Origin of the sequence: Enterococcus sp. B2E4 (assembly GCF_030499455.1) — a bacterium.
Classification (GTDB): Bacteria; Bacillota; Bacilli; order Lactobacillales; family Enterococcaceae; genus Enterococcus_D; species Enterococcus_D casseliflavus.
In genome coordinates, this window is record NZ_JAUKPK010000005.1 from 300,241 (window position 1) to 324,803 (window position 24,563).

General features: G+C 43.9%; 23 protein-coding genes. 20 read left to right on the top strand and 3 right to left on the bottom strand.

Annotated features, from left to right (window positions below):
• The first annotated feature begins 2 nt into the window (after nucleotides 1–2).
• The 8 genes from rpsM to truA all read left to right on the top strand — a co-directional run bounded on the left by rpsM (nucleotide 3) and on the right by truA (nucleotide 5,893).
• Nucleotides 3–368, top strand: coding sequence for a 30S ribosomal protein S13 (rpsM, locus tag Q1X33_RS05520; protein ID WP_005227102.1), 366 nt, complete (start codon nucleotides 3–5; stop codon nucleotides 366–368).
• A 27-nt stretch (nucleotides 369–395) separates the two neighbouring features.
• Complete coding sequence (gene rpsK / locus Q1X33_RS05525; RefSeq protein ID WP_005227104.1) at nucleotides 396–785, top strand: 30S ribosomal protein S11; 390 nt, start codon at nucleotides 396–398, stop codon at nucleotides 783–785.
• Nucleotides 786–864: 79 nt separating this feature from the next.
• Nucleotides 865–1,803 (top strand): DNA-directed RNA polymerase subunit alpha, encoded by a 939-nt coding sequence (locus tag Q1X33_RS05530; protein ID WP_005227105.1) that lies wholly within the window; start codon nucleotides 865–867, stop codon nucleotides 1,801–1,803.
• Nucleotides 1,804–1,873: 70 nt separating this feature from the next.
• Nucleotides 1,874–2,254 (top strand): 50S ribosomal protein L17, encoded by a 381-nt coding sequence (gene rplQ, locus Q1X33_RS05535; RefSeq protein WP_003128038.1) that lies wholly within the window; start codon nucleotides 1,874–1,876, stop codon nucleotides 2,252–2,254.
• Nucleotides 2,255–2,525: 271 nt separating this feature from the next.
• Nucleotides 2,526–3,362 (top strand): energy-coupling factor ABC transporter ATP-binding protein, encoded by an 837-nt coding sequence (locus Q1X33_RS05540; RefSeq protein ID WP_005227109.1) that lies wholly within the window; start codon nucleotides 2,526–2,528, stop codon nucleotides 3,360–3,362.
• Nucleotides 3,338–4,204 carry an energy-coupling factor ABC transporter ATP-binding protein gene (locus Q1X33_RS05545; RefSeq protein ID WP_005227111.1) on the top strand — a complete coding sequence of 289 codons (867 nt, stop codon included), beginning with the start codon at nucleotides 3,338–3,340 and terminating at the stop codon, nucleotides 4,202–4,204. The genes Q1X33_RS05540 and Q1X33_RS05545 overlap by 25 nt, the downstream gene beginning before the upstream one ends.
• Nucleotides 4,194–4,991, top strand: coding sequence for an energy-coupling factor transporter transmembrane protein EcfT (locus tag Q1X33_RS05550; protein WP_005227113.1), 798 nt, complete (start codon nucleotides 4,194–4,196; stop codon nucleotides 4,989–4,991). The genes Q1X33_RS05545 and Q1X33_RS05550 overlap by 11 nt, the downstream gene beginning before the upstream one ends.
• Nucleotides 4,992–5,146: 155 nt before the next feature.
• Nucleotides 5,147–5,893 (top strand): tRNA pseudouridine(38-40) synthase TruA, encoded by a 747-nt coding sequence (gene truA / locus Q1X33_RS05555; RefSeq protein WP_010748617.1) that lies wholly within the window; start codon nucleotides 5,147–5,149, stop codon nucleotides 5,891–5,893.
• Between the two features lie 57 nt (nucleotides 5,894–5,950).
• Here the strand turns inward: truA and Q1X33_RS05560 are convergent, their stop codons facing one another.
• Nucleotides 5,951–7,264 (bottom strand): MFS transporter, encoded by a 1,314-nt coding sequence (locus tag Q1X33_RS05560; protein ID WP_005227117.1) that lies wholly within the window; start codon nucleotides 7,262–7,264, stop codon nucleotides 5,951–5,953.
• Between the two features lie 299 nt (nucleotides 7,265–7,563).
• Here Q1X33_RS05560 and Q1X33_RS05565 point away from each other — a divergent pair, with 299 nt between their 5' ends.
• Nucleotides 7,564–8,550: an Rgg/GadR/MutR family transcriptional regulator gene (locus tag Q1X33_RS05565; RefSeq protein ID WP_005227119.1), complete on the top strand. Its 987-nt coding sequence runs from the start codon at nucleotides 7,564–7,566 to the stop codon at nucleotides 8,548–8,550.
• A 208-nt stretch (nucleotides 8,551–8,758) separates the two neighbouring features.
• Here the strand turns inward: Q1X33_RS05565 and Q1X33_RS05570 are convergent, their stop codons facing one another.
• On the bottom strand, nucleotides 8,759–11,407 hold the full coding sequence (locus Q1X33_RS05570) for a YfhO family protein (protein ID WP_270787905.1): 2,649 nt from the start codon (nucleotides 11,405–11,407) through the stop codon (nucleotides 8,759–8,761).
• Nucleotides 11,408–11,569: 162 nt separating this feature from the next.
• A complete protein-coding gene (gene rpmB / locus Q1X33_RS05575) occupies nucleotides 11,570–11,758 on the bottom strand; it encodes a 50S ribosomal protein L28 (protein ID WP_003128045.1) in 189 nt (62 codons plus the stop codon).
• Nucleotides 11,759–12,024: 266 nt separating this feature from the next.
• Between rpmB and Q1X33_RS05580 the strand changes: the two genes are divergently transcribed.
• The 11 genes from Q1X33_RS05580 to rnc all read left to right on the top strand — a co-directional run bounded on the left by Q1X33_RS05580 (nucleotide 12,025) and on the right by rnc (nucleotide 24,548).
• Nucleotides 12,025–12,387 carry an Asp23/Gls24 family envelope stress response protein gene (locus Q1X33_RS05580; RefSeq protein ID WP_005227125.1) on the top strand — a complete coding sequence of 121 codons (363 nt, stop codon included), beginning with the start codon at nucleotides 12,025–12,027 and terminating at the stop codon, nucleotides 12,385–12,387.
• Nucleotides 12,388–12,433: 46 nt separating this feature from the next.
• Nucleotides 12,434–14,116: a DAK2 domain-containing protein gene (locus tag Q1X33_RS05585; protein WP_005227126.1), complete on the top strand. Its 1,683-nt coding sequence runs from the start codon at nucleotides 12,434–12,436 to the stop codon at nucleotides 14,114–14,116.
• 111 nt (nucleotides 14,117–14,227) lie between these two features.
• Nucleotides 14,228–16,258 carry an ATP-dependent DNA helicase RecG gene (gene recG / locus Q1X33_RS05590; protein ID WP_270787906.1) on the top strand — a complete coding sequence of 677 codons (2,031 nt, stop codon included), beginning with the start codon at nucleotides 14,228–14,230 and terminating at the stop codon, nucleotides 16,256–16,258.
• 45 nt (nucleotides 16,259–16,303) lie between these two features.
• Nucleotides 16,304–17,323: a phosphate acyltransferase PlsX gene (gene plsX / locus Q1X33_RS05595; RefSeq protein WP_016609182.1), complete on the top strand. Its 1,020-nt coding sequence runs from the start codon at nucleotides 16,304–16,306 to the stop codon at nucleotides 17,321–17,323.
• 110 nt (nucleotides 17,324–17,433) lie between these two features.
• The gene (gene acpP / locus Q1X33_RS05600; protein ID WP_005227129.1) at nucleotides 17,434–17,676 is read left to right on the top strand and encodes an acyl carrier protein; all 243 of its coding nucleotides are present in this window, start codon (nucleotides 17,434–17,436) and stop codon (nucleotides 17,674–17,676) included.
• 323 nt (nucleotides 17,677–17,999) lie between these two features.
• Nucleotides 18,000–19,007 carry an ABC transporter ATP-binding protein gene (locus Q1X33_RS05605; protein WP_005227130.1) on the top strand — a complete coding sequence of 336 codons (1,008 nt, stop codon included), beginning with the start codon at nucleotides 18,000–18,002 and terminating at the stop codon, nucleotides 19,005–19,007.
• Complete coding sequence (locus Q1X33_RS05610; RefSeq protein WP_005227131.1) at nucleotides 19,008–19,952, top strand: ABC transporter ATP-binding protein; 945 nt, start codon at nucleotides 19,008–19,010, stop codon at nucleotides 19,950–19,952. It abuts the gene before it with no gap.
• Nucleotides 19,952–20,908, top strand: a complete 957-nt coding sequence (gene opp4B / locus Q1X33_RS05615; RefSeq protein WP_005227132.1) for an oligopeptide ABC transporter permease — start codon at nucleotides 19,952–19,954, stop codon at nucleotides 20,906–20,908. Before Q1X33_RS05610 ends, opp4B begins: the two co-directional genes overlap by 1 nt.
• 15 nt (nucleotides 20,909–20,923) lie before the next feature.
• On the top strand, nucleotides 20,924–21,841 hold the full coding sequence (locus Q1X33_RS05620) for an ABC transporter permease (RefSeq protein WP_005227133.1): 918 nt from the start codon (nucleotides 20,924–20,926) through the stop codon (nucleotides 21,839–21,841).
• A 16-nt stretch (nucleotides 21,842–21,857) separates the two neighbouring features.
• The gene (locus Q1X33_RS05625) at nucleotides 21,858–23,642 is read left to right on the top strand and encodes an oligopeptide ABC transporter substrate-binding protein (protein ID WP_005227134.1); all 1,785 of its coding nucleotides are present in this window, start codon (nucleotides 21,858–21,860) and stop codon (nucleotides 23,640–23,642) included.
• 213 nt (nucleotides 23,643–23,855) lie between these two features.
• A complete protein-coding gene (rnc, locus tag Q1X33_RS05630) occupies nucleotides 23,856–24,548 on the top strand; it encodes a ribonuclease III (protein ID WP_005227136.1) in 693 nt (230 codons plus the stop codon).
• Nucleotides 24,549–24,563: the final 15 nt, after the last annotated feature.

Consider the following 24,563-nt stretch of genomic DNA (forward strand, 5'->3'; position numbering starts at 1 on the left):
ATATGGCTCGTATTGCAGGAGTAGATATTCCTCGTGATAAACGTGTGGTCGTTTCACTTACTTATATCTATGGTATTGGTAACACGACTGCAAAACAAATTTTAGCTGACGCTGGCGTGTCTGAAGAAGTTCGCGTTCGTGATTTAACGAATGAACAAACAGATGCTATCCGTGCGGAAGTTGATAAATTAAAAGTTGAAGGTGACCTTCGTCGTGAAGTGAACTTAAACATCAAACGATTGATGGAAATCGGTTCTTACCGTGGAATCCGTCATCGCCGTGGATTGCCAGTTCGTGGACAAAACACGAAAAACAATGCACGTACTCGTAAAGGCCCGTCTAAAACAGTCGCAGGCAAGAAAAAATAATTCCTAAGTGAAGGAGGTTAAAACTTCATGGCAGCAAAAAAAGTGAGTCGTAAACGCCGTGTGAAAAAGAATATTGAAGCGGGTATTGCACATATTCACTCAACATTCAATAATACAATCGTAATGATCACTGATACTCATGGTAATGCATTAGCATGGTCATCAGCTGGTTCATTAGGTTTCAAAGGAAGCAAAAAATCTACTCCTTTTGCCGCTCAAATGGCAGCAGAAACAGCTACCAAAGCAGCAATGGAACACGGATTAAGAACTGTTGAAGTAACAGTTAAAGGACCTGGTTCTGGACGTGAAGCAGCAATTCGTTCATTACAAGCAGCAGGTTTGGAAGTGAGTGCGATCCGTGACGTGACTCCAGTCCCTCATAATGGATGCCGCCCTCCAAAACGCCGTCGTGTTTAATGAGTGCTGCTCATTTTGAGTGTAACAAATACGTCATTGAACAAGACACTTTTCGTTTTGAAAGGGGTAATAGATAAGAATGATTGAATTCGAAAAACCAAGAATCGCAAAGATTGATGAAGACAAAGATTATGGCAAGTTCATCGTGGAACCTCTTGAAAGAGGCTACGGAACTACACTAGGAAATTCCCTACGTCGTATTTTATTATCTTCTTTACCTGGTGCGGCAATCACCAATATTCAAATCGATGGAGTTTTACACGAATTCTCAACTGTTAAGGGTGTTCGGGAAGACGTTGCTCAAATCATCTTGAATATTAAAGGTCTTGCATTGAAAATGTACGGGAATGAAGAAAAGACCCTTGAAATTGATATTTCAGGACCTGCTACAGTAACTGCTGGCGATATCATCGTTGATAGTGATGTAGAAATCCTTAACAAAGATATGTATATCTGTACCGTTTCTGAAGGTGCTACGTTCCATGCTCGCTTAACAGTGAAACCTGGCCGCGGCTACGTTCAAGCGGACGAAAACAAAAAAGAAGATATGCCGATTGGCGTTCTTCCAGTCGATTCAATCTATACACCAGTACGTCGTGTCAACTACCAAGTAGAAAACACACGTGTCGGTCGTCGGGATGATTTCGACAAATTAACGATGGAAATATGGACTGATGGCTCAATCGAACCATTGGAAGCAATGAGTTTGTCTGCGAAGATCATGACTGAACATTTAGACATCTTTGTTAACCTAACGGATGAAGCGAAAAACGCTGAAATCATGGTTGAAAAAGAAGAAACACAAAAAGAAAAAATGTTGGAAATGACGATCGAAGAATTAGACTTATCTGTTCGTTCATACAACTGTCTAAAACGTGCAGGAATCAATACTGTACAAGAATTGACAAACAAATCTGAACCAGAAATGATCAAAGTAAGAAACTTAGGCCGTAAATCTCTTGAAGAGGTCAAAGTGAAATTACATGATTTAGGTTTAGGACTACGTAAAGACGATTAAACCGTTTTCGATTACGTTAGTTCGGTTCGTCTGACCGATACAACATTCGAAAGTGAAGGAGGGAAACCACGTGAGTTATCGTAAACTAGGACGCACATCTAGCCAACGTAAAGCGATGTTGCGTGATTTGACAACTGATTTATTCATTAACGAACGTATCGTTACGACTGAAGCTCGTGCGAAAGAAGTTCGTTCAACTGCAGAAAAAATGATCACTTTAGGTAAACGTGGTGATTTGCATGCACGTCGTCAAGCAGCAGCATTCGTTCGTAATGAAGTTGCAAGTGTACGTGAAGAAAACGAAGAAGTAGTTATTGAATCAGCATTACAAAAATTATTCAATGATATCGCTCCTCGTTACACAGATCGCCAAGGTGGATATACTCGTATCTTGAAAACAGAACCAAGACGCGGAGATGCTGCACCAATGGTTATCCTAGAACTTGTTTAAAATCACACTTATCATCACTTTATAGATGTTTACTAAGAGTGTTATGATGTTGGAAGAAACTTTCCGAGTCTAGCTCAGCGCCTACACCTCGATGTATTTCGAGGTGTACGCACTCATCATAAAGTGCTTTTTTTTTACTTTCGATTACCTGTCAAGACAGGTAATGGCAAGTGAAAAAAAGATCTGGAGACAAATCGTGCGTGAATCATTGAAAAACGTGCACTTTTTTGGTAGTGTTAGAAAGAATTAATCGCAAATGAAGGAGTCTATCATGAAGCCAATCATTGAATTGAATGCTATTACTGTGCGTTATAGCGAAGAAGAGCGTGCCGCGTTAAATAACGTATCCTTTTCCATCAACAAAGGGGAATGGGTGGCGTTGATCGGCCATAACGGCTCTGGTAAATCAACTTTAGCAAAAACCATCAATGGCTTGATCTTGCCGCAAGAAGGCAGTGTTTCTGTCGGCGAATTGCCTTTGAATGAAGAAAATATCTGGAATATTCGAAAAATGGTCGGTATGGTCTTTCAAAACCCTGACAATCAATTCGTTGGTTCGACGGTGGAAGATGATGTGGCTTTCGGTTTAGAAAATCAAGGAATCCCGCGAGAAGAAATGCTGGTTCGTGTCAAAGACGCTCTGGAACAAGTACGGATGAGCGAGTTTGCGACCCGGGAACCCGCGCGTCTTTCTGGTGGTCAAAAACAGCGGGTAGCCATTGCTGGCGTCGTTGCGTTGCGCCCAGATATCATCATTCTTGATGAAGCCACTAGTATGCTAGATCCAGAAGGTCGTGAAGAAGTGATCGCAACGATCAAAAAAATCAAAGAGAAAAACAATTTGACCGTGTTATCGATCACCCATGATATCGATGAAGCAGCCAACGCCAATCGGGTGCTGGTGATGCGTCAAGGAGAGCTCGTCCGCGAAGGGACACCCGCAGAGATTTTTTCTGCAGGTCCAGAACTGATTGAGCTAGGCTTAGATCTGCCATTTCCTGAAAAATTAAAGGCAGCGCTAAAGCAGCGGGGCGTCACGGTACCGCAAGCGTACTTAACTGAAGAAGGGATGGTGGATTGGCTATGGACATCCGTTTTGAACAAGTAGGATTCACCTACCAACCGCATTCTCCGTTTGAACAACGGGTTTTGTTCGATATTGATTTAGAGATCAAAGAAGGCTCTTATACTGCCTTAGTCGGTCATACAGGGAGCGGAAAATCTACGTTGTTGCAGCACTTGAATGCATTATTAAAACCAACGACTGGCACGGTCACGATCGGTGAGCGAGTCATCAAACCCGAGACAGACAACAAAAATCTAAAACCGTTACGTAAAAAAGTCGGGATCGTTTTTCAATTTCCTGAATCCCAATTATTTGAAGAAACCGTTGCGAGAGATATCGCTTTTGGACCGAAAAACTTTGGGGTCTCCGAAGAAGCAGCCAAAGGTTTAGCCCAAGAATACATTCAATTGGTAGGTTTAGATGAAAGTTTTCTGGAACGTTCACCCTTTGACCTTTCAGGGGGCCAAATGCGCCGTGTAGCGATTGCTGGGGTCTTGGCTATGGAACCAGAAGTTTTGGTCTTAGACGAGCCGACAGCTGGCTTAGATCCACAAGGACGCAAAGAGATGATGGAAATGTTTGATCGCCTGCATCGGGAAAAGAACATGACGATCATTTTAGTGACCCACTTGATGGATGATGTGGCAAACTATGCTGATTATGTCTATGTGTTAGAAAAAGGCCGTCTCGTCAAAGCAGGCACGCCGTCCGTTGTGTTTCAAGATACTGCCTGGCTGCAAGAAAAGCAGTTAGGCGTACCGACAGCAACCGCATTTGCGGAGCAACTACAAGCCAGAGGATTGGCATTTGAGCAGTTGCCGCTAACAGCTGATGAGCTGGCAGATGTTTTAGTAGCAAAGGGGGCGATTGCCCATGATGAATAAACTGATTTTCGGTCGTTTTATTCCCGGGGACTCCTTGATTCACCGCTTAGATCCACGAGTCAAATTGATTGCTAGTTTTTATTTTATCGCGATTATCTTTTTGGCGAATAATTGGCAAAGCTATTTATTAGCGGGTGCTTTTACGCTCTTTTGTATCTCCTTTTCAAAAATCGATTTTGGCTTCTTTATTCGAGGCGTGCGACCTTTGATTTGGCTGATTTTATTTACTGTGGCGTTACAGATTTTATTTACTACCGGCGGGGACGTCTACTGGTCTTGGTGGATCTTTAACATCACAGAATTTGGTGTCCAAAACGGGATTTTTATTTTTTGCCGTTTTGTTTTGATCATTTTCATGTCGACCTTGTTGACGTTAACGACGCCCCCATTAGAGCTTTCAGATGCGATCGAATACATTTTGCGTCCGTTAAAAGCGATCCGTTTCCCTGTCCATGAAATCTCACTGATGCTGTCGATCGCGTTGCGCTTTGTGCCAACCTTGATGGATGAAACAGAAAAAATTATGAATGCTCAGCGTGCCCGCGGGGTCGATTTCGGCGAAGGGGGACTGTTGCAGAAGATGAAGGCGATCGTTCCTTTATTGATTCCTTTATTTGTCAGCAGCTTTAACCGTGCGGAAGATCTAGCTACCGCTATGGAAGCCAGAGGCTATCAAGGCGGCGAAGGGCGTACGAAGTATCGGATTTTGCACTGGCATCAACGGGACACATTGGTTGTCATCGTTTTTGCGCTCTTTACAGTCGCGTTAGTGTTCTTAAGAGGATAATCGAAGACCTATGATTGAAGTCAACCCACGAAAGGTTCTTAACGAAGCAACGAGGCTGCTGGCGATCCCAGTGGCTGGTTCGAAAAGGCCTGTCGATCGATCAGACTTTTCTCATAGGCTTTTTTGTGAAAAAATAGAAAGAAACAGGTGATTCAATGGTCCGCTATAAAGCGACGATCGCTTATGATGGCACGAATTTTCAAGGATTTCAGCGTCAACCCAATGGACGAACGGTTCAAGAAGAGATTGAAAAGACATTAACGAAGATGAACAATGGGCAGCCGATTCAGATTCATGGCTCTGGCCGCACTGATGCGGGGGTCCATGCGCAAGGGCAAGTGATCCACTTCGATTTCCCTCAAAAGCGCCCCCTGGAAAAAATGCGCTTTGGTTTAGATACCCAAACGCCAGAAGATGTTGCGGTAAAATCGGTGGAGATCGTTGACGATACCTTTCATGCCCGCTACTTAGTCGTTGAAAAAACCTACCAGTTTCGAGTGGACATTGGGAAACCTCGCAGTCCTTTCCGCCGTCATTATGCCAGCTATTATCCGTATCCGCTAGATTTGGAAAAAATCCAACGAGCGTTGCCAGATTTTTTAGGCACCCATGACTTTACCAGTTTTTGCGCGACGGGCAGTTCCGTCGATGACAAAACACGGACGATCCATGAGGCGTCCATGGCGGTCAATGACGCTGGAGATGAGTTGATTTTCACCTTTCGCGGCGATGGATTTTTGTACAAGATGATCCGAATCATGGTGGGCACATTGTTGAAAATCGGCAATGGACGACTCGCACCTGACAGTATTCCTGCAATCATTGCGCAAAAAGACCGAAATGCGGCAGGACCCACAGCTCATCCAGAAGGATTGTATTTGGTTCATGTTGCTTATGAATAAGGAAAAACACAAGCTTCGCTGCTCTTGTCCAAAAAGAGAAAGCGAAAGCTTGTGTTTTTATTTTTTTTCAGGCAAAACAGGGGTGGTTTCTTGCCAATTCTCAGTTCTTTCCGCAGCGGTTTTAGACGCAGCAGTGGGGGGTGTTTTTTCTAAGGTACTGGCAGCGACTAAAGCGGCGATGGCTACCAAAAATGCGAAAAGCAAGTAAAGCAGCCAGCTCCAAGCCACGTGATAGCGATTGCCGATGCCTAAAAAGACCATTTGTCCGACGGGCCCCCCTAGCATCACAATGGTGGAAAAGATCCCGCTGCTGATGGCGAGATGTTCTTCATCGATCTCACGAATCAGATGTGCCGAAAAGCGGGGATTGATTTTTCCAATCAGATAGCCTTCAGCAAAGAGCAGCACAATCATGAGCCAACGATTATGCAGGAAGAGAAAATTCAAGGTCAATAGACATAAAACGAAAGAGGTATACGCAATCAAGCGAACCAGACCAGTATTCTTGAACCAGTCGGCAGCAAACAAGGCGCCAGCGACCATGCCGATGGAAGTGGCGATGCCTGCCATCGCAACGGTGTTGCCATAAGTGGCAAACCAAAGCGCAAGGTCATCCAGCAGCTGGAGATTTAGTAAACCGCTCGTACTAGCGGCTAAGGTATTGATCAGTAAGGCAAAGAGAATCATCTTTTTAAGAAAAGCCGTACCAGTCAATAATTTAAAGGTTTCCGAGAAATTCTGAAAGAGTGGTGTTGGTGCTTGATTGATTTTCCCTGGCACCGCATAAAAGAGCGAGCGGTTCCAGAAGATCACGATGGCGGCTAAGAAAAACGTCACGGCATTGATCAAACCAAAAGCGGCAAAATTATTATTCAGTAAAATGATCCCCCAAGCACCGATCCCTTGAAAGACGATTTGAACGGTGGTTTGACACGCCATTTGAAAGCCCATGGCACTGTCTAAGGCATCAGCAGGCACAAGACGGCGAACATAGGGCAGCTGCAACCCAGAACAATAAGCGCCCAAACAATCAGATACAATGTTGATGCCTAGCAAAAGGAAGAAAGACCATAAACTAGGCGGCAGTTGGATCAAAAAAGCGAGTGCCACAAAAAGGACTCCTTGTAAGAGTCGACTGCTGATCATCCATTGCACTTTGTTTTTGGTACGATCGGCTAGATAGCCAGTCAGGATCCGTAAGAGATCAGGGACTAACAGTGCCATGGAGGCTAAGGAAACAGCAAGGGCATTAAAGGGTAATGTACTGGCATAAACTACAAAGACGATATTAAATAAACTCATGCCGATGCCGCTGAGTAAGGCGGCGTTGACTAAGGCACGATAGCCTTTGTTTTGTTGATATTCTTTCATCGAAATCATCCTTTCACGTTCTACGTTGTAAAATCAGTATAGGATGCTTTATACTAAGAGAAGAAAATAATCCACTATAGTGGAATTTAAATGTACCAGGAGCGTACCAGAGGTTACTGTCACGAGTGGCTAACAGCTAAAAGAGTGGCATGTAAATAGGGTACCGTAGATTTTGTTCCTCAACATTTTATAAGGTTGAATCTAAATTTGAATCTAAAATAGTAGCATTTAATGGCAGAGCTTCATTCGTAAAGCAAGTTTGGTTTGGCGTTTGCAGACTGATCGCTAGGAGGATGGTTATGGAAGAAGGAAAACTGTACCGACAATTGCGCAAAGAGCGCGGCTATACGATCGCTCAAGTGGCGGATGAACAAAACAGTCGCTCGTTTATCAGTAAATTTGAGCAAGGTGCTTCAAGTATCAGTATTCATCGATTGGAACGCTTATTAGAAAATATACATGTTACGGTGGAGGAGTTTTATTATTTACGTGCGCAGCAAAAAGGCATAAAAAGTCACGACAACCTGATGAGCTTCCCCAGCTATATGACGAGCGAATTTATGGATTTACTGGATCGAATTTTAGGGATCAACAAAGAAGCTTACTTGAGTAACGCCCACGCCCAGCGAAGCAAAGAAGGGCTGGAGGAAATGCGCAGCGAACTGATCGCCGCTTCCAAACAGCATTCTTTTGTTTTTCTGTACCTTGAGATCACAAAGGAGATACATGAAATCAATCTCTCAGGTCCTAAACCCAATCACTCTTCTAGTGACTATATGGAAAAGCTGCGCACCAAAACTCGCCCCGTCATTTCCTACCTTACGAAAGTAGACAACTGGGGCGTTTATGAGATTTTACTGTTTCGGTATTTTCAATTCTTGTTTCCTGTCGAAACCTCCTATCACTTACTGCAGATCGCTATTTCCCGCACAAAAAAAGAACAAGGCTTGTCCTTGATGCGAGAAATTCAAATGGATTTGATTTTTAGTTGTTTTACGACGTTTGTCAATTTTCGCCGCCTGGAGTGGGCAAAAGAGGTGTTGACCATTGCAGAGGAATTATTGGCAGAGCGCGGAGACATGCTAAACAGCACGCATCTTCTTTGCTATCAAGGGTGGTACTGGTATATTTATGGCGATCAAGAAAAAGGACTGTTGAAAATCGATCAAGGGCTTTCGATCTTTCGCGTCTTGAAACAAACCAAAATGGTTAACTTATGGGAGCGATCGTTGCACTCCATCAAGAAAAATGCGGAAGAACCTAACAGTTATCTTATGTTTCGCTAAACGCTCTAAGGGCTAACGGGCTAGGCATTGCCCCCGCATCGAAGGGGATCTAGTCGGCAGTGGAGGCTAAGACCACTAGAGCGAACAACTGCGGAACGCCAGCACAAAAAAAGAACCAAACTCACCGATCATTGAGCGACACCCATAAGTCAGCGTTTGCTCTAACTTATGGGGAGCGCCTCAAAAAGACGAGTTGGTTCTTTTTCGATTAGGTTTCTGGTGGTTGATCCATGAGTTGACGTTGGTCGTCTAAGACTTGCTTTTTGGCTACTTGTTTCTGGTAAAACCAAGCAAACAGGATAAACAATGCGATGCAGCCGAAGAACAAGCAAACACCGATAACAAAGCCTTGCGGCAAGAAGGACAGTTCCAAGTGATGGGTGCCACTTGGGATCGTCACACTGATAAAGCCGTCTTGAAAGGCGGTGATTGGAACTTCTTTGCCGTCAAGCGTAGCAGTCCAGCCCTTGTCATAAGGGATGGTCGTTACAAGCTGTTGCTCTTTTTCAGTCGTGATATCGGCTTTGGCACTGCGTTTGCCGACCGTCATAGCGACCCCTCGATCTTGGATCGCATCAATTGCTTGTTGGTAGGCGTTGGTATCCAAGGTCACGACTTGCGGGTTTTGGAAGGAGATTTCAGGCGTTCCGTAGAAGCTGACGGTGAATTGAACCGTCGTATCGGTCTCATAGTGCCCTAAGTCGTAGTATTGACCGTTGATACTGATTTGCGTTTCTCGCTGCTGGCCGTTGACTGTCACGGTGGCAGATGAGCTTTCCAATTCCCCAAAGTTGGCAGGGAAAAGACTCAAGTATGCTTGCGAGTTCGCTGGAACCTCCACTTGCCAAGTCACTTCTTTTGCGACATTGCTTTCTTGCTCGGTAAATTTCATATACATGCCGTCATTGGTGATATCTGTATTTTTACTATGGATCACCGTGATCGGCTGAAAGGCAAAATACTCTAAATTTAAATCGGCCAAGCTATTGAAAAGATTTTTCTGGCTCGTCAAGTTGTCATTTTGCGGCTGTTCAATCGATTCAATGGTTGGTTCAGCCAAGAAACCTAGCGGTAACGCATTTTGATTCTCATAAAGCTTGTATTCACCAGATTCCCCCACACGTTGAAAGCCGTATTTGGTGAGATTTGGCTTGGAGATATTGTATTTGATCCCTGTAAAAGCATCCATCAGCAAGGTATTGTTCGGATAGCGGATATTTAAATTGGTGCCGCGGGACCGAAAGCCCAGCTTATCCAGGTAGCTTGAGGAATTGCGGTTACGGATCGAAGAAAACATGCTGACACCGCTGTAGCCATAATTGATACTGTCGTTGGAAGAAACAGGATCAAGGTTTTCTAATCGGAAAAAGGTATCATTGTCTTCGGTGGCTTGAGTGACTAGTTTTTTGATGTCCGGATAAGGTTCTGTATACAAACTGCGAGAAGCATAGTTCCAATCATTCAAAATTCCGCGAACCATGCCGCTCGTATTGACGGCCATTTCTCCGCAGACGAAGATCAGCATCAAGATCGTCACTCGTTTTTGTGTTAAAAGACCTAATTGTCCGAACCCAATACATAACAAGTAAAGAACAAAGAATACGATCGTTAGCGCAAAAGAAGTAGCGGAAACATATTCATAGGTTCCAGGTCCTTTCAATGCGTAGGAGAGGGCAAACACCACGATCGTAGAAAGACCAATAATGAGAAACAATCCGCGATCTTTTTGCTGCAGCTGCTCCCACCCGTATCCCGCCAGCATGATCACTAAGAAGGAGAACAAATAGGCATAACGGAAAAGGAACATATTTGGGGCATGCATCCCGTGCCAAAAAAGATTCATCGGCACGATATAAAAACTGGCGATCAAAACAGCAAACATGCCAGCGTATAAGAATTTATCCTTCAAGCGGATTTTCTTCGAAACAAAATATAAAATACACAACAGCAGTGGCAATAAACCGATATAGATGAAGGGAATGGAGCCGTATTTTGTCGTATCGTAAACACCGATCATGTTTTTCATCACGAGGTCAAAGACATCAGTGGCTTCGGTTTTAAAGGAAGAAATCGTTGTTAATTCTTCCCCATTTGAGCGCAAATCCAATAAGGCAGGTAAGATGATCACCATTGAGGCGCCGCCAGCTAACAAGGAGGTGATGCCGTAAGGAATGATCGCCCCCCGAGCTTGCTTCCAGTTGCGCCCCAACTGAACCAAGAAATACATTACGGAAAAGAGACCGATCATAAAGCCCATGTAAAAACTGGATAAAAATAACAGCAGATAACTGATAAATAACACGACTGGTTTTTTCTTTTTCACTAAACGGTCAATACCTAAAATCACTAGCGGTAGATAGATCATGGCATCAAGCCACATGATCAGTTCTGAATGGGCGGTGATGAAGGACATCAAGGCATAACAGACGGCTAAGGTCACATGCTGCCAACGTTGGATCTTAAAGGTTTGGCTGGCATAAAACCAAAACGCCAAGCCCGCACTGCCGATCTTGATCAAGGTCAAGAAGTACAACGCATCTGACATCAGCTGATTTGGGAAAAACAAGACCAGAGGAGTGAAGATCCCACCTAAGTAATAGGAGATCAGTGCCAGATAATTCAAGCCTAAAGAGGCATTCCATGTATAAAAGATACTTTGCTTGCCTAAGAGCATATTGCGAAAGCTGGCATGAAAGTTTGAGAATTGCGAAAAGGCATCACTGGCTAAGACACTGCGGCTGCTGCCAGGGTAGATGCCGATGGTCAAATAGATCACTGCCATGATAAGAAACGGCAAGAAGAAACTAGCAAGCATATAAGGCCAATGTTGTTTGGCAAATGTTTTTATTTTCGTCACAAGAAGTCACCTGTTCTTTATCAATTTTTTCTTAGTTTACCACAGGTGAATCGATTAAAAAAACAAAGACCTGTTTTCTTTAATGAAAACCTAAGTGAAAGCGCACCAAAGAAAAAAGGGTACAAAAAAAGCCGTTCAAAACGAACGGCCGAAAAGGTCTAATTATACGCGCTCAACTTTTCCAGATTTCAAAGCACGAGTTGACACCCAAACTTTTTTAGGTTTTCCGTCAATCATAACGCGAACTTTTTGCAAGTTAGGTTTCACAGTACGTTTTGTCGCATTCATTGCGTGAGAACGATTGTTTCCACTTGTAGTTTTACGTCCAGTAAAGTAACAAACTTTAGCCATGTGGTTATTTCCTCCTTTGCCTTGATGTTGGAGCGCTATTTCAGCTCATACCATCTGAATTTATCACAGAAAGGTGAAAAAAGCAAGAGTAATTTTCAAGAAACATTGACTTTTCCCGGTAAACATTGTAAATTAAACAAGGTCGAAATGCAAGACGTTTGGTCAGAAAGCCCCTTTTCATATGTCTCATCCTTTTATTTGCGGTACAGCTATGATAAAATATGTAAGAAGAAAGATGGGTCATGCCCATTGAAGGAGGCTATAAAATGGCTGTAAAAATTCAAACCTCATCAGGTATTATTGAAATCAGCAATGAAGTCATTGCAACAGTGGTCGGAGGCGCAGCAACAGATGTGTTCGGCATTGTTGGTATGGCTAGCAAGAAACAAATCAAAGATAACATCAATGAAATTTTACGAAAAGAAAATTATTCTCGCGGTGTCGTTGTCCGCCAAGAAGAAAACGGCATTGCAGTGGATGTATACACGATCGTCAGCTATGGAACAAAAATTTCCGAAGTTTCCCGCAACGTGCAGGAAAAAGTGAAATACAACTTAGAAACGATGCTAGGTGTATCTGCGAACTCGGTGAATGTATTTGTTCAAGGCGTACGTGTACTGCCAGATTAGGCAAGGGATCCGTTCATGGCGGATGATTTTAAGGAGGACTATCTAAGTGAAGGTAACGAATATCAGCGCAAGTCAGTTTCAAGAAATGGTGCAGGCAGGCGCGGCTCGTCTACAAGTTAATGCAGAGTTTGTCAACTCATTGAATGTGTTTCCTGTTCCAGATGGAGACACTGGGACAAACATGAATCTATCCATGACCAGTGGAGCAAAAGCGGTCGCAGATGCGACTTCAGAAAACGTCGGCGATCTTGCCGCTACACTTTCAAAAGGACTATTGATGGGCGCACGTGGGAATTCTGGCGTCATTTTATCTCAATTATTCCGCGGTTTTTCTAAAGCTATCCCGACCGCAGAAACACTCACTGCACCAGAATTGGCTCAAGCCTTTACTCATGGAGTAGAAACCGCCTATAAAGCAGTCATGAAACCTGTGGAAGGAACCATCTTGACTGTGGCACGCATCGCAGCTGAATATGGCGAGAAAAAAGCACAAACTACCGATGATTGTATCGAAGTGATGAAAGCCGTGGTTCACGGTGCAAAACGTTCATTGGCGAAAACCCCAGATCTATTGCCCGTCTTAAAAGAAGTCGGCGTGGTAGATAGCGGCGGTCAAGGATTGTTGTTCATTTATGAAGGCTTCTTAAATGCGTTGACGGGTGAATACCCAGCCGATGAAATCTTCGAACCTTCCCCAGCGGCTATGGATGAAATGGTCAATGCCGAACATCATCGCAGCGTTCAAGGACACTTAGCGACAGAAGATATCACCTTTGGTTACTGTACAGAAATCATGGTGAAGATCGGTGAAGGTCCGACTGTAGATAGTGAATTTGATTATGAAACATTCCGTAATTACTTAAATGAGTTAGGGGATTCCTTATTAGTGGTCAACGACGATGAGATCATCAAAGTCCATGTCCATACGGAACATCCTGGCGAAGTCATGAATTATGGTCAAAAATTCGGCTCATTGGTGAAAATCAAAGTTGACAACATGCGTCTTCAGCATGAAACGATTTTGGAACACGACCAGCAAGGTGCAAAACCTGCACCAGTGAAACGTCCACGGACACCATTTGCGATCATCGCGATCGCGGCTGGCGAAGGCTTGAAAGAATTGTTCACTAGCCTGGGTGCTTCATATGTCATCAGTGGCGGCCAAACGATGAACCCAAGTACGGAAGACATTTTATTGGCGATCAATGAAGTTAATGCCGACCAAGTGATCGTTCTACCAAATAACAAAAACATCTTTATGGCTGCACAGCAAGCAGCGGAAGTTTCCGAGATTCCAGTAGCGGTTGTTGAAACACGGACGATCTCACAAGGGATGACAGCGATGCTGGCATTCCACGAGCAATCCACACTAGCTGAAAATCAGCAAGCTATGACCGATGTCTTAGCAAGTGTTGTCAGCGGATCAGTGACTCATGCGATCCGTAATACATCAATTGATGGCATCGAAATTACAGAAGGCGACTTCTTAGGAATGGTCGACGGCAAAATCGTTGTTTCTGTTCCTGATCGTTTCTCTGCTTCCATGACTACCTTAGAAAAAATGATCACAGAAGATACTGAGATCGTCACCATCATTATCGGTGAAGAAGGCAAAGCCAAAGAAGCAGCGAAAATCGAAGAAGCGATCGTTGAACTGCATCCTGAGATCGAAGTAGAGATCCATCAAGGCGATCAGCCAGTTTATCCGTATCTTTTCTCAGCAGAATAAACAAATTAGGCGGCGGGGGCAAAAATCGTAGATGATTTTTGGCTCCGTCTTTTTCTATGAATGCAGGAATCTCTGCAATAAACAAAATCACTTTGGAAAAGGAGGGTACCTATGCTGAATCAGCCACTTACGGTATTAAAGGGTGTCGGAGAAAAACGCGCCCAAGACTTGGCGAGTTTAGGGATCGAAACCATTGAAGACCTGCTGAAGTATTATCCGTTTCGCTATGAAGACATTCAAGAACGGCAATTAGCGGAGATTCAAGACCAAGAAAAAGTAACGATCAAGGGGATCGTCGTTTCCCCGCCGGTCGTCAATCGCTTTGGTTATAAGAAAAGTCGGTTGCAATTTCGCATGATGCAAGACCACGATGTCTTTAATGTCTCCTTTTTCAATCAGCCTTATTTGAAGGATAAAGTAGAGGTCTCAGAAGAGATCGCCGTCTATGGCAAATGGGACGCCAAACGCAAAGGACTGACGGGAATTAAAATTCTCGGCAGCAAGAGCGCAGAAGACTTTGCCCCCATTTATCATGTCAATAAAGCCGTGCGTCAAAGTGTGTTGATCGAACTGATCAAACAGGCATTCCTTGATTTTGGTGATCAGATCACAGAGATCTTGCCTTTGTCATTGATTGAAAAATATCGCTTGTTGGATCGGAAATCCGCGATGTTTGCGATGCACTTTCCTAAAGATCCCCAAGAGAGTCATCAAGCGAAGCGTCGGGTGATTTTTGAAGAGTTCTTTTTGTTCCAAATGCAGATCCAAGGACTGAAGAAAAGCGAAAAAGCCGAGAAAAACGGCTTGGCGATCGATTATGATGTGCAACGCTTGAAAGAGTTTACTCGTAAACTGCCCTTTGAATTGACGAATGCGCAAAAGCGCGTGACCAATGAAATATGCCATGACCTGAAAAGTCCGCAGCACATGCAGCGACTCTTGCAAGGAGACGTAGGAAGCGGGAAAACAGTCGTGGCGGCGATCGCCCTCTATGCCACGATGACGGCTGGCTTTCAGGGCGCACTGATGGTGCCGACTGAGATTTTGGCTCAGCAGCACCTAGAAAGCTTGAATCAGCTCTTTGACCCCTTAGAAGTGACCACCGCTCTTTTGACAGGCTCGACCAAACCAAAAGAACGGCGAGTCATCTTAGAACAATTAGCAGCCGGGGAGATCGACATCATCGTTGGGACCCATGCACTGATTCAAGAAGGGGTAGACTTTGCACATCTTGGCTTAGTCATCACCGATGAACAACACCGTTTTGGGGTCAATCAGCGAAAAGTCTTACGGGAAAAAGGCTATCTGCCTGATGTGCTCTTTATGACCGCCACGCCAATCCCTCGTACGTTAGCGATCACGGCTTATGGCGAAATGGATGTTTCGGTGATCGATGAAATGCCAGCAGGACGGATTCCTGTAGAGACTCGCTGGGTCCGTCCGCCGCAGTTTGAATCGATCTTAGAGTGGGCGCAAAAAGAATTGGCACAAGGGCATCAGATGTATGTCATCTGTCCTTTGATCGAGGAATCCGAAATGCTGGATGTCAAGAATGCCACGGAGATTTATGAGCAGCTGCAAAGTTACTTTTCTCCTACTTATCAAGTGGGAATGCTGCATGGGAAAATGAAGAATCAAGAAAAAGACAGCATCATGGAAGCTTTCAAAGAAAATCAACTGCAGATCTTGGTTTCCACGACGGTCATCGAAGTAGGGGTCAATGTCCCCAATGCGACAGTGATGCTGATCATTGACGCCGATCGCTTCGGGTTAGCCCAGCTTCATCAATTGCGTGGACGGGTAGGGCGCGGTGCCGATGCTTCTTACTGTATATTGATCGCAAACCCGAAGAATGAAACAGGGGTCGAGCGAATGAAGATCATGACAGAAACCACCAACGGCTTTGTAGTCAGCGAAAAAGATTTGCAGTTGCGAGGACCAGGAGAAGTCTTCGGCAATCGACAATCGGGCTTGCCAGAGTTTGCGGCTGCTGATTTGGTCGCGGATGCCCATATTCTAGAAGTGGCACAAGTCGAAGCTGCCCAGCTTTGGCAAAAAAATGGCTGGCAGCTGTTGCCAGAATTTTCGGCATTGGCAAACTATTTAGCAGCAAAAAAAGCAGACAAACAATTTTTTGATTAAAGAATATGCTATACTGATTGGGAAAATGAAGGGAGTGGCAGCGAGATGCGGATTGCTGTTGATGCAATGGGCGGAGACAACGCCCCAAAAGCGATCGTAGAAGGAGTCATGCTGGCAAAAAAAGACTTTCCAGAGATTGAATTCCTCCTTTACGGAAAAGAAAATGAAATCAAAAAATACATGACGGATGATAAAAATGTCACCATTATCCACACGGATGAAAAAATCAATAGTGATGATGAGCCTGTCAAAGCGATCAGACGAAAAAAAACCGCCTCAATGGTCTTGGCAGCACAAGCGGTCAAAAATGGTGAGGCAGATGCGATTTTTTCAGCTGGAAATACTGGGGCCTTATTAGCGGCTGGTTTGTTTATCGTCGGTCGGATCAAAGGGATCGACCGTCCCGGATTGATGTCCACAATGCCAGTGATCGGCAAAGATGCTGGCTTTGACATGCTGGATCTAGGTGCCAATGCCGACAATAAACCAGAACATTTGGCAAACTATGCCGTCTTAGGGTCCTTTTATGCCCAAAAAGTTCGCGGGATCAATCGACCACGGGTCGGCTTGTTAAATAACGGAACGGAAGAAACCAAAGGCAGTGAATTAACGAAAAAAGCCTTTGAACTGCTTTCGCAAGATCCGACAATCCACTTTATCGGTAATGTCGAGGCCCGGGAATTATTGGATGGTGCAGCTGACGTCGTCGTGACAGATGGCTTTACTGGAAATGCTGTTTTGAAATCGATCGAAGGAACCGCCTTGAATTTGATGGCGCTGTTGAAACAATCGATTCTCGATTCTGGTGCCAAAGGGAAATTAGGCGCATTATTATTAAAAGATGCGTTGCGGAAAGTGAAAAATGAAATGGATTATGCGAAACACGGCGGTGCCGTATTGTTTGGGTTGAAAGCCCCAGTCATCAAAACCCATGGTGCGACAGGACCAGAAGCGGTGGCGTACACCATCAAGCAGATCCATACGATGTTAGCGACAGATGTCGTGGCACAATTGGTCGCCCATTTTGAAGAAATGCCGACTGACAAAGACGAAACGCAATCATAATGCAATGATTGTAATGAAATTGCAAAAATATCTAGACAAAAAGCATAGAAAGCAGTACAATGTTTGTTAGCCATTCTATGTTTTGTGCAAACGCGTGGAGGTGAAGCCAGTTGACACGAGATGAAGTATTCAAGAAAGTTGCGGTCGTGATCGCCAATCATTTTGAAATTGACGCAGAGAACGTAACGGATACGATGAGCATTAAAGACGACTTGAACGCTGATTCGATCAGTGTGATGGAATTCGTCCTTGAACTAGAAGATGAATTTGGTACCGAGATTTCTGATGAAGATGCCGAGCAGATCGAAACAGTCGGTGGAGCGGTTGATTATATTTCAAGCCATCTTGCTTAAGACAGACATAAGAGCTAAGTCCTAGATGACTTAGCTCTTTCTTTCTCATAATTGATCCGCAGTGATTTTGAGCGGCTTTTCTTTGGTAGTGAAATCAAAAAAACGGTCGTTAAACCTGACATGACGGCGTTGAAAGCATAATGTAAATTTTCTGAAAATTCAGTGTATTAACTTTTCTGGGACTTGCATTATTGGTGGCATTTCTATATAATTATTAAGAATATATTATACAATGTTAAGAAAGCTTTTGGAAATGAAATGCATGTTCCTTCTTTTTTACATTAAATTGCAAGACATCTTAGAAAGTAGAGAGGGGTATTCGATTGTCCAGAGATAATCAATTACTAGATGTTCAAAACCTTCACACAGGTTTTCGTATTAAAGACGATTACTATGACGCAGTAGATGGTATTTCTTTTACACTGGATCGCAATGAGATCTTAGCGATCGTAGGAGAATCTGGTTGCGGCAAGAGTACGTTAGCTACAACGATCATGGGGCTGCATGACCCAAACAACACGAAAATCACTGGAGAAATCTTATATAAAGATTTAAACTTGTCAAACTTAAACGAAACGCTGTACAACAAAATTCGCGGAAATGATATTGGGATGATTTTCCAAGATCCATTGTCTGCACTGAATCCTTTGATGCGGATCGAAGATCAAATCAAAGAAGGGTTATCCTACCATACGGATATGACCGCCGAACAGCGTCAAGCACGAGCATTAGAATTATTAGAACAAGTGGGGATTCCCAATCCACCGCGAGTAGGACGTCAATACCCTCATGAATTGTCTGGTGGGATGCGTCAGCGGGTCATCATTGCGATCGCGATTGCTTGTAAACCACCAATCATTATTGCGGATGAACCAACGACCGCGTTGGACGTGACGATCCAAGCACAGATCCTTGATCTACTAAAAGATTTGCAAGAAGAAACACAGACGGGGATCATTTTGATCACCCACGATTTAGGTGTCGTAGCAGAGATGGCCGACCGAGTAGCCGTGATGTACGGGGGGCAGTTTGTGGAAGTCGCAACAGCCGAAGAGTTGTTTGCCAATCCGAAACATCCATACACCCGCTCATTGCTCAACTCGATCCCTCAAGAAAATTCACAAGACAGTGAACTGCACGTGATCGAAGGCGTAGTTCCTTCCTTGAAAAATATGCCACGGACGGGTTGTCGGTTTGCCGCACGGATTCCTTGGATTCCTGAAAGCGACCACGAAGCAAACCCAGTCTTGCATGAAGTAGCACCTGATCATTTGGTCCGTTGCACATGCTACAAGCATTTTCATTTTAGAGACGAAGAAGGAGAAGTGTAGATGACAGAATTAATTACAATTAAAGATCTGAAAGTCCACTATCCTATTCGCAGCGGATTTTTCAACCGCGTCACAGACCATGTGTATGCCGTTGACGGTGTGGACTTCATCATAGAAAAAGGAAAAACCTACGGATTGGTTGGTGAGTCTGGTTCTGGTAAATCCACGACGGGGAAAGCCATCGTTGGGTTAGAAAAAATCACCAGTGGCGAAATCATTTATGATGGGCAAGACGTGACCAAACGTTCCGTCCGCAAAAAAATGAACTACAACAAAGATGTCCAAATGATTTTCCAAGATTCAATGTCCAGCTTGAATCCTAAAAAACGCGTGGTAGACATTATCGCCGAACCATTACGCAACTTTGAACGCTTAAGCGATCAAGAAGAGAAAAAACGAGTGAAAAGCCTTCTGGATATCGTTGGGATGCCAGAAGATGCCCTATACAAATATCCTCACGAGTTCTCTGGTGGTCAACGTCAGCGGTTAGGGGTTGCCCGCGCGGTAGCATCCAATCCAAAACTGATCGTCGCCGATGAGCCGGTTTCAGCCCTTGACTTATCCGTTCAAGCGCAGGTGCTAAACTTTATGAAACGGATCCAGCAAGAATTTGGCTTAAGTTTCTTATTCATCTCTCATGACTTAGGGGTCGTAAAACACATGTGTGACAATATCGCCATCATGTATAAAGGCCGCTTCGTTGAGATCGGGACACGGGAAGACATCTATCAAGACCCGCGTCACATCTATACAAAACGTTTATTATCAGCGATTCCTCAAATCGACGTAAAAAATCGCGATGCTCACAAAGAAAACCGCCGCAAGGTCGAGTTGGAATATGTGACCCATCAAAAAGATTACTACGACGAAACTGGCAGAGTGTATGACTTGCGTAAAATCACCGAGTCGCACCAAGTCGCATTGAAAAACGGGGGTGCTGAATAATGTGGAAAACAATTCTACGTCGTTTGTTGTTGATGATCCCGCAAGTCATTATTTTGAGTATCTTGATTTTCTTGATCGCACAAGCAATGCCTGGGGATCCATTTACCGGTTTGATCAATCCAAACCAAGATCCAGCTGTTATTGAGCGGATGCGTGAAGCCGCTGGTTTGAATGACCCATGGTATACCCAGTATTTCCGTTGGATCGGAAATGCCTTAAAAGGGGACTTTGGTCAAAGTTTCATCTTTAAATTACCTGTTTCAACGTTATTAGCAGGACGTATCAGCAATACATTGTGGTTATCTTTACTGACGGTCATTTTGACTTACGTGATTGCCATTCCTTTAGGGATGTGGGCAGGACGTTACCAAAATTCATTGCTTGATAAAGTCGTCGTTGTTTACAACTTCTTCAGTTTCGCCGTACCGTTGTTTATCTTTGCGTTGATCGCATTGTTCATCTTCGGTTACCGATTGGCTTGGTTCCCAACGGGTGGTTCCGTTGCACCGGGGGTCAGCGGCATGGCTGAGTTTTGGAGTCGCTTGTATCACCTACTATTACCGGCGATCACTTCTGCATTATTAGGAACAGCAGTGACGATCCAATACTTGCGAAGTGAAGTCATTGATTCGAAATCATTGGATTTCGTTCGTACCGCTCGTTCAAAAGGGGTACCAACGAATAAAGTCTTCTCACGTCACGTTTTCCGTAATGCGTCGTTGCCGATCGCATCACAAATGGGCTACGAGATCACTTCATTGATCGCAGGTTCTGTGGTCATTGAGAAAATCTTCGCTTACCCAGGTGTCGGAAAACTGTTTATCGATAGTATCGTCCAACGGGACTATGCCGTGATCACTTCACTGACATTGATCTTAGGACTAGCGACCTTGATCGGTACGCTGCTATCAGATATCATCATGAGTATTGTCGATCCAAGAATCAGAATCCAGTAATAGGAGGGGATAAATGTGTCTGAAAAGAAAGAAAAAGTACTAAAACAAGAGAGCATCCCGCCTATGGGATTAAAAATGATTTTTCGCGAATTCTTAAAAGATAAAATGGCGATCTTTTCATTAGTGTTGTTAGTCGCAGTTTTATTGTTCGTGTTTATCGGCTCAGCAGTTATCGACCAATCACAAGTGATGCGTGTCAGCATCCTTGATAAATACGCTGTACCCGGCGCGATTTCGCCAAACGGCGGCACCTACCTTTTAGGGGCGGATGAAGGTGGCCGTGATGTTTGGGGACAATTGATCATCGGTGCGCGTAACTCAATCTTGATTGGTTTTTCAATCACGATCATTACGTCGATCGTTGGGGTCGGACTAGGGATCATCTCAGGTTACTATGGTGGCATCATTGATAACATTTTGATGCGTATCGTTGACTTTGTTATGATTTTGCCGATCATGTTGATCATTATCGTTATCGTATCGATCGTACCTCGTTATAACGTTTGGACCTTTATATGGGTCATGAGTGCCTTTTACTGGGTCGGAAAAGCAAGGCTCTTCCGAAGTAAGACCCTGTCAGAAGGCCGTCGCGACTATGTTAGTGCATCGAAAACCCTCGGAACCAATGACTTCGTCATCATGTTCCGCGAAATCATGCCGAACCTTAGCTCATTGATCATCACCAACTTAACAATGAACTTTGCAGCGAATATCGGTATTGAAACGACACTAACATTCTTAGGTTTTGGTCTGCCGACCAATGTTCCAAGTTTGGGAACACTGATCGGATATGCCAGCAGCGGTGATGTGCTGGTCAACAGACAGTGGATCTGGTTACCCGCATCAATTCTAATTTTAGTCTTGATGTTGAGTATCAATTACGTTGGTCAAGCATTTAAGCGTTCAGCGGATGCGCGTCAACGACTAGGATAAACAAGGAGGATACAGGATGAAGAAAAATATTTTTGGTATGGTCACTCTTTTGTCAGTGTTAGCATTGGCAGCTTGTGGCAGCAACGGCGGCGGAACCGATTCTTCTGGTGGCGGTAATGCAGCGACAGAAACAGAAGATATCAGCACAATGCCAGTCGAAGTCAGCAATGACGAAGAAGCAATCGAAGGCGGTACATTGGATGTTGCAGTAGTGATGGATACGCAGTTCCAAGGGTTATTCGTACCTGAGTTTTATCAAGACAGTTATGACAGTTATTTCATGGAACCAAGTAATGAAACATTGTTCTTATACGATTCTGACTTCAAAATCGTTGACGGCGGTGCAGCAAATCTTGAGTTAGATGAAGACAACAACACAGCAACGATCACATTACGTGACAACTTGAAATGGTCAGATGGCGAAGATGTTACCGCTGATGACGTGATCTTCTCTTATGAAGTAATCGGTCATAAAGATTACACAGGTATCCGCTATGATAACAACTTTACCAATATCGTTGGTATGGAAGATTACCATGATGGCAAAGCTGATACTATTTCTGGTATCACCAAAGAAAGTGACAAAGTCGTTAAAATCCAATACAAAGAAGTTCACCCAGGTATGTTGCAAGCTGGTGGCGGAGTGTATGAATCTGCTTTACCGAAACACGCCTTTGAAGGAATTGAAGTCAAAGATATGGAATCAAGCGATCCAGTTCGTAAAAATCCAGTTGTCTTTGGTCCTTATGTAATGTCAAATATCGTTGCGGGAGAGTCTGTTGAATACGTACCGAATGAGTACTACTACGGCGGCGCACCTAAAATGGATAAATTATCATTTAAAGCTGTTCCTTCAGCATCAATCGTAGAAGGATTGAATGCAAAACAATATGACGTTGTTTATTCAATGCCAACAGATACGTATCCAACCTACAAAGATGTAGATGGCTACCAAATCTTAGGTCGTCCTGAACAAGCATACACTTACCTAGGCTTTAAATTAGGTACTTGGAATGAAGAAGAAAACAAAGTAAACTACAACCCTGAGTCTAAAATGGCGGATAAAGCATTGCGTCAAGCCATGGGTTACGCAATCGATAACGATGCTGTCGGAAGCCGTTTCTACAATGGCTTGCGTTCAAATGCAACGACATTGATTCCACCAGTATTCGGCACGTTGCACAACACCGAAGTAGAAGGCTACACATTAAACATCGACAAAGCAAATCAATTACTTGATGATGCTGGCTACAAAGATGTCGATGGCGATGGCATGCGTGAAGACAAAAATGGTGAGAAATTAACCATCAACTTTGCTTCAATGTCAGGTGGCGAAACGGCTCAACCATTGTCTGATTACTACATCCAACAATGGAATGAAATCGGACTTGATGTACAATACACAACTGGTCGCTTGATCGACTTCCAAGCTTTCTATGACAAGTTGAAAAACGATGATCCTGAGATCGATGTCTTCCAAGCAGCATGGGGAACTGGTTCAGATCCTTCTCCAAGCGGACTTTACGGCCCGAACGCAGCATTCAACTACACTCGTTTTGAATCTGAAGAAAATACAAAACTTCTAGATGCAATCGACTCAAAAGATTCATTTGATGATGCAAAACGTAAAGAAGCATTTGATGCATGGCAAGAGTATGCAGCAGACGAAGCGTTTGTTATCCCTACTCTTTACAGAAACCAAGTAATGCCTGTTTCAAACCGTGTCAAAGACTTCTCATGGGCTTATGACATTGACCACAACAGATGGGCAACAGTTTCAGTTACAGCTGAATCTCGTTAATCAATGATCGATGAAAAGACGTCCTTTCCAGGACGTCTTTTTTTCCTGTTTTTTTGCGGGTATCTGAGGAAAACAGGCTTTTTTATACAGGAGAAGATTAAGTAAATAAAATTTTATTACAGTCTTTCCAAGAATTTGGAGGAAACATTTCATAATTCGGCAAAAACCAGTATAATAGGGAAGTGTCGATAAACTAATGAAGGAATGTGACAAATGAATACACAATTAACGAAAGAACTAAAAGAAAAGTTTGATATTGTGTTCCATGATGTAGATCTGCTTGAACAAGCGTTTACGCATTCATCTTATGTGAATGAGCACCGCAACTTGCACTTGTCAGATAACGAACGTTTAGAGTTTTTGGGCGATGCTGTCTTAGAGTTGATCGTTTCACGGTATTTGTATCGTGAATTGCCAGATCTGCCCGAAGGTAAGCTGACGAAGCTACGGGCGGCAATCGTTCGCGAAGACAGTTTATCCATGTTTGCCAAAGATTGCCGATTCGATGAATACATTCGTCTAGGCAAAGGGGAAGAAAACTCTGGCGGTCGTAAACGACCTTCTTTGCTTTGTGATCTATTTGAAGCCTTTTTAGGTGCGTTATACTTGGACCAAGGACTGGAAAGTGTCAGCGGCTTTTTGACGAAAGTTGTCTTTCCAAAAGTAAAAGCAGGTGCTTTTTCCCATGAGATGGATCACAAGACCCGCTTGCAAGAAGTCTTGCAGCGTGGCGGCGATGTTTCCATCAATTATCGTTTGATCAAAGAAGCAGGCCCCGCCCATGAACGGATTTTTTGGACGGAAGTCTATTGCGATGATACCTTGATCGGAAAAGGACAAGGAAAATCGAAGAAATTATCAGAACAGGACGCCGCTGCGAATGCCTTGGCGGATCTTGAACAGTAAGAGAGGACTGGCGGA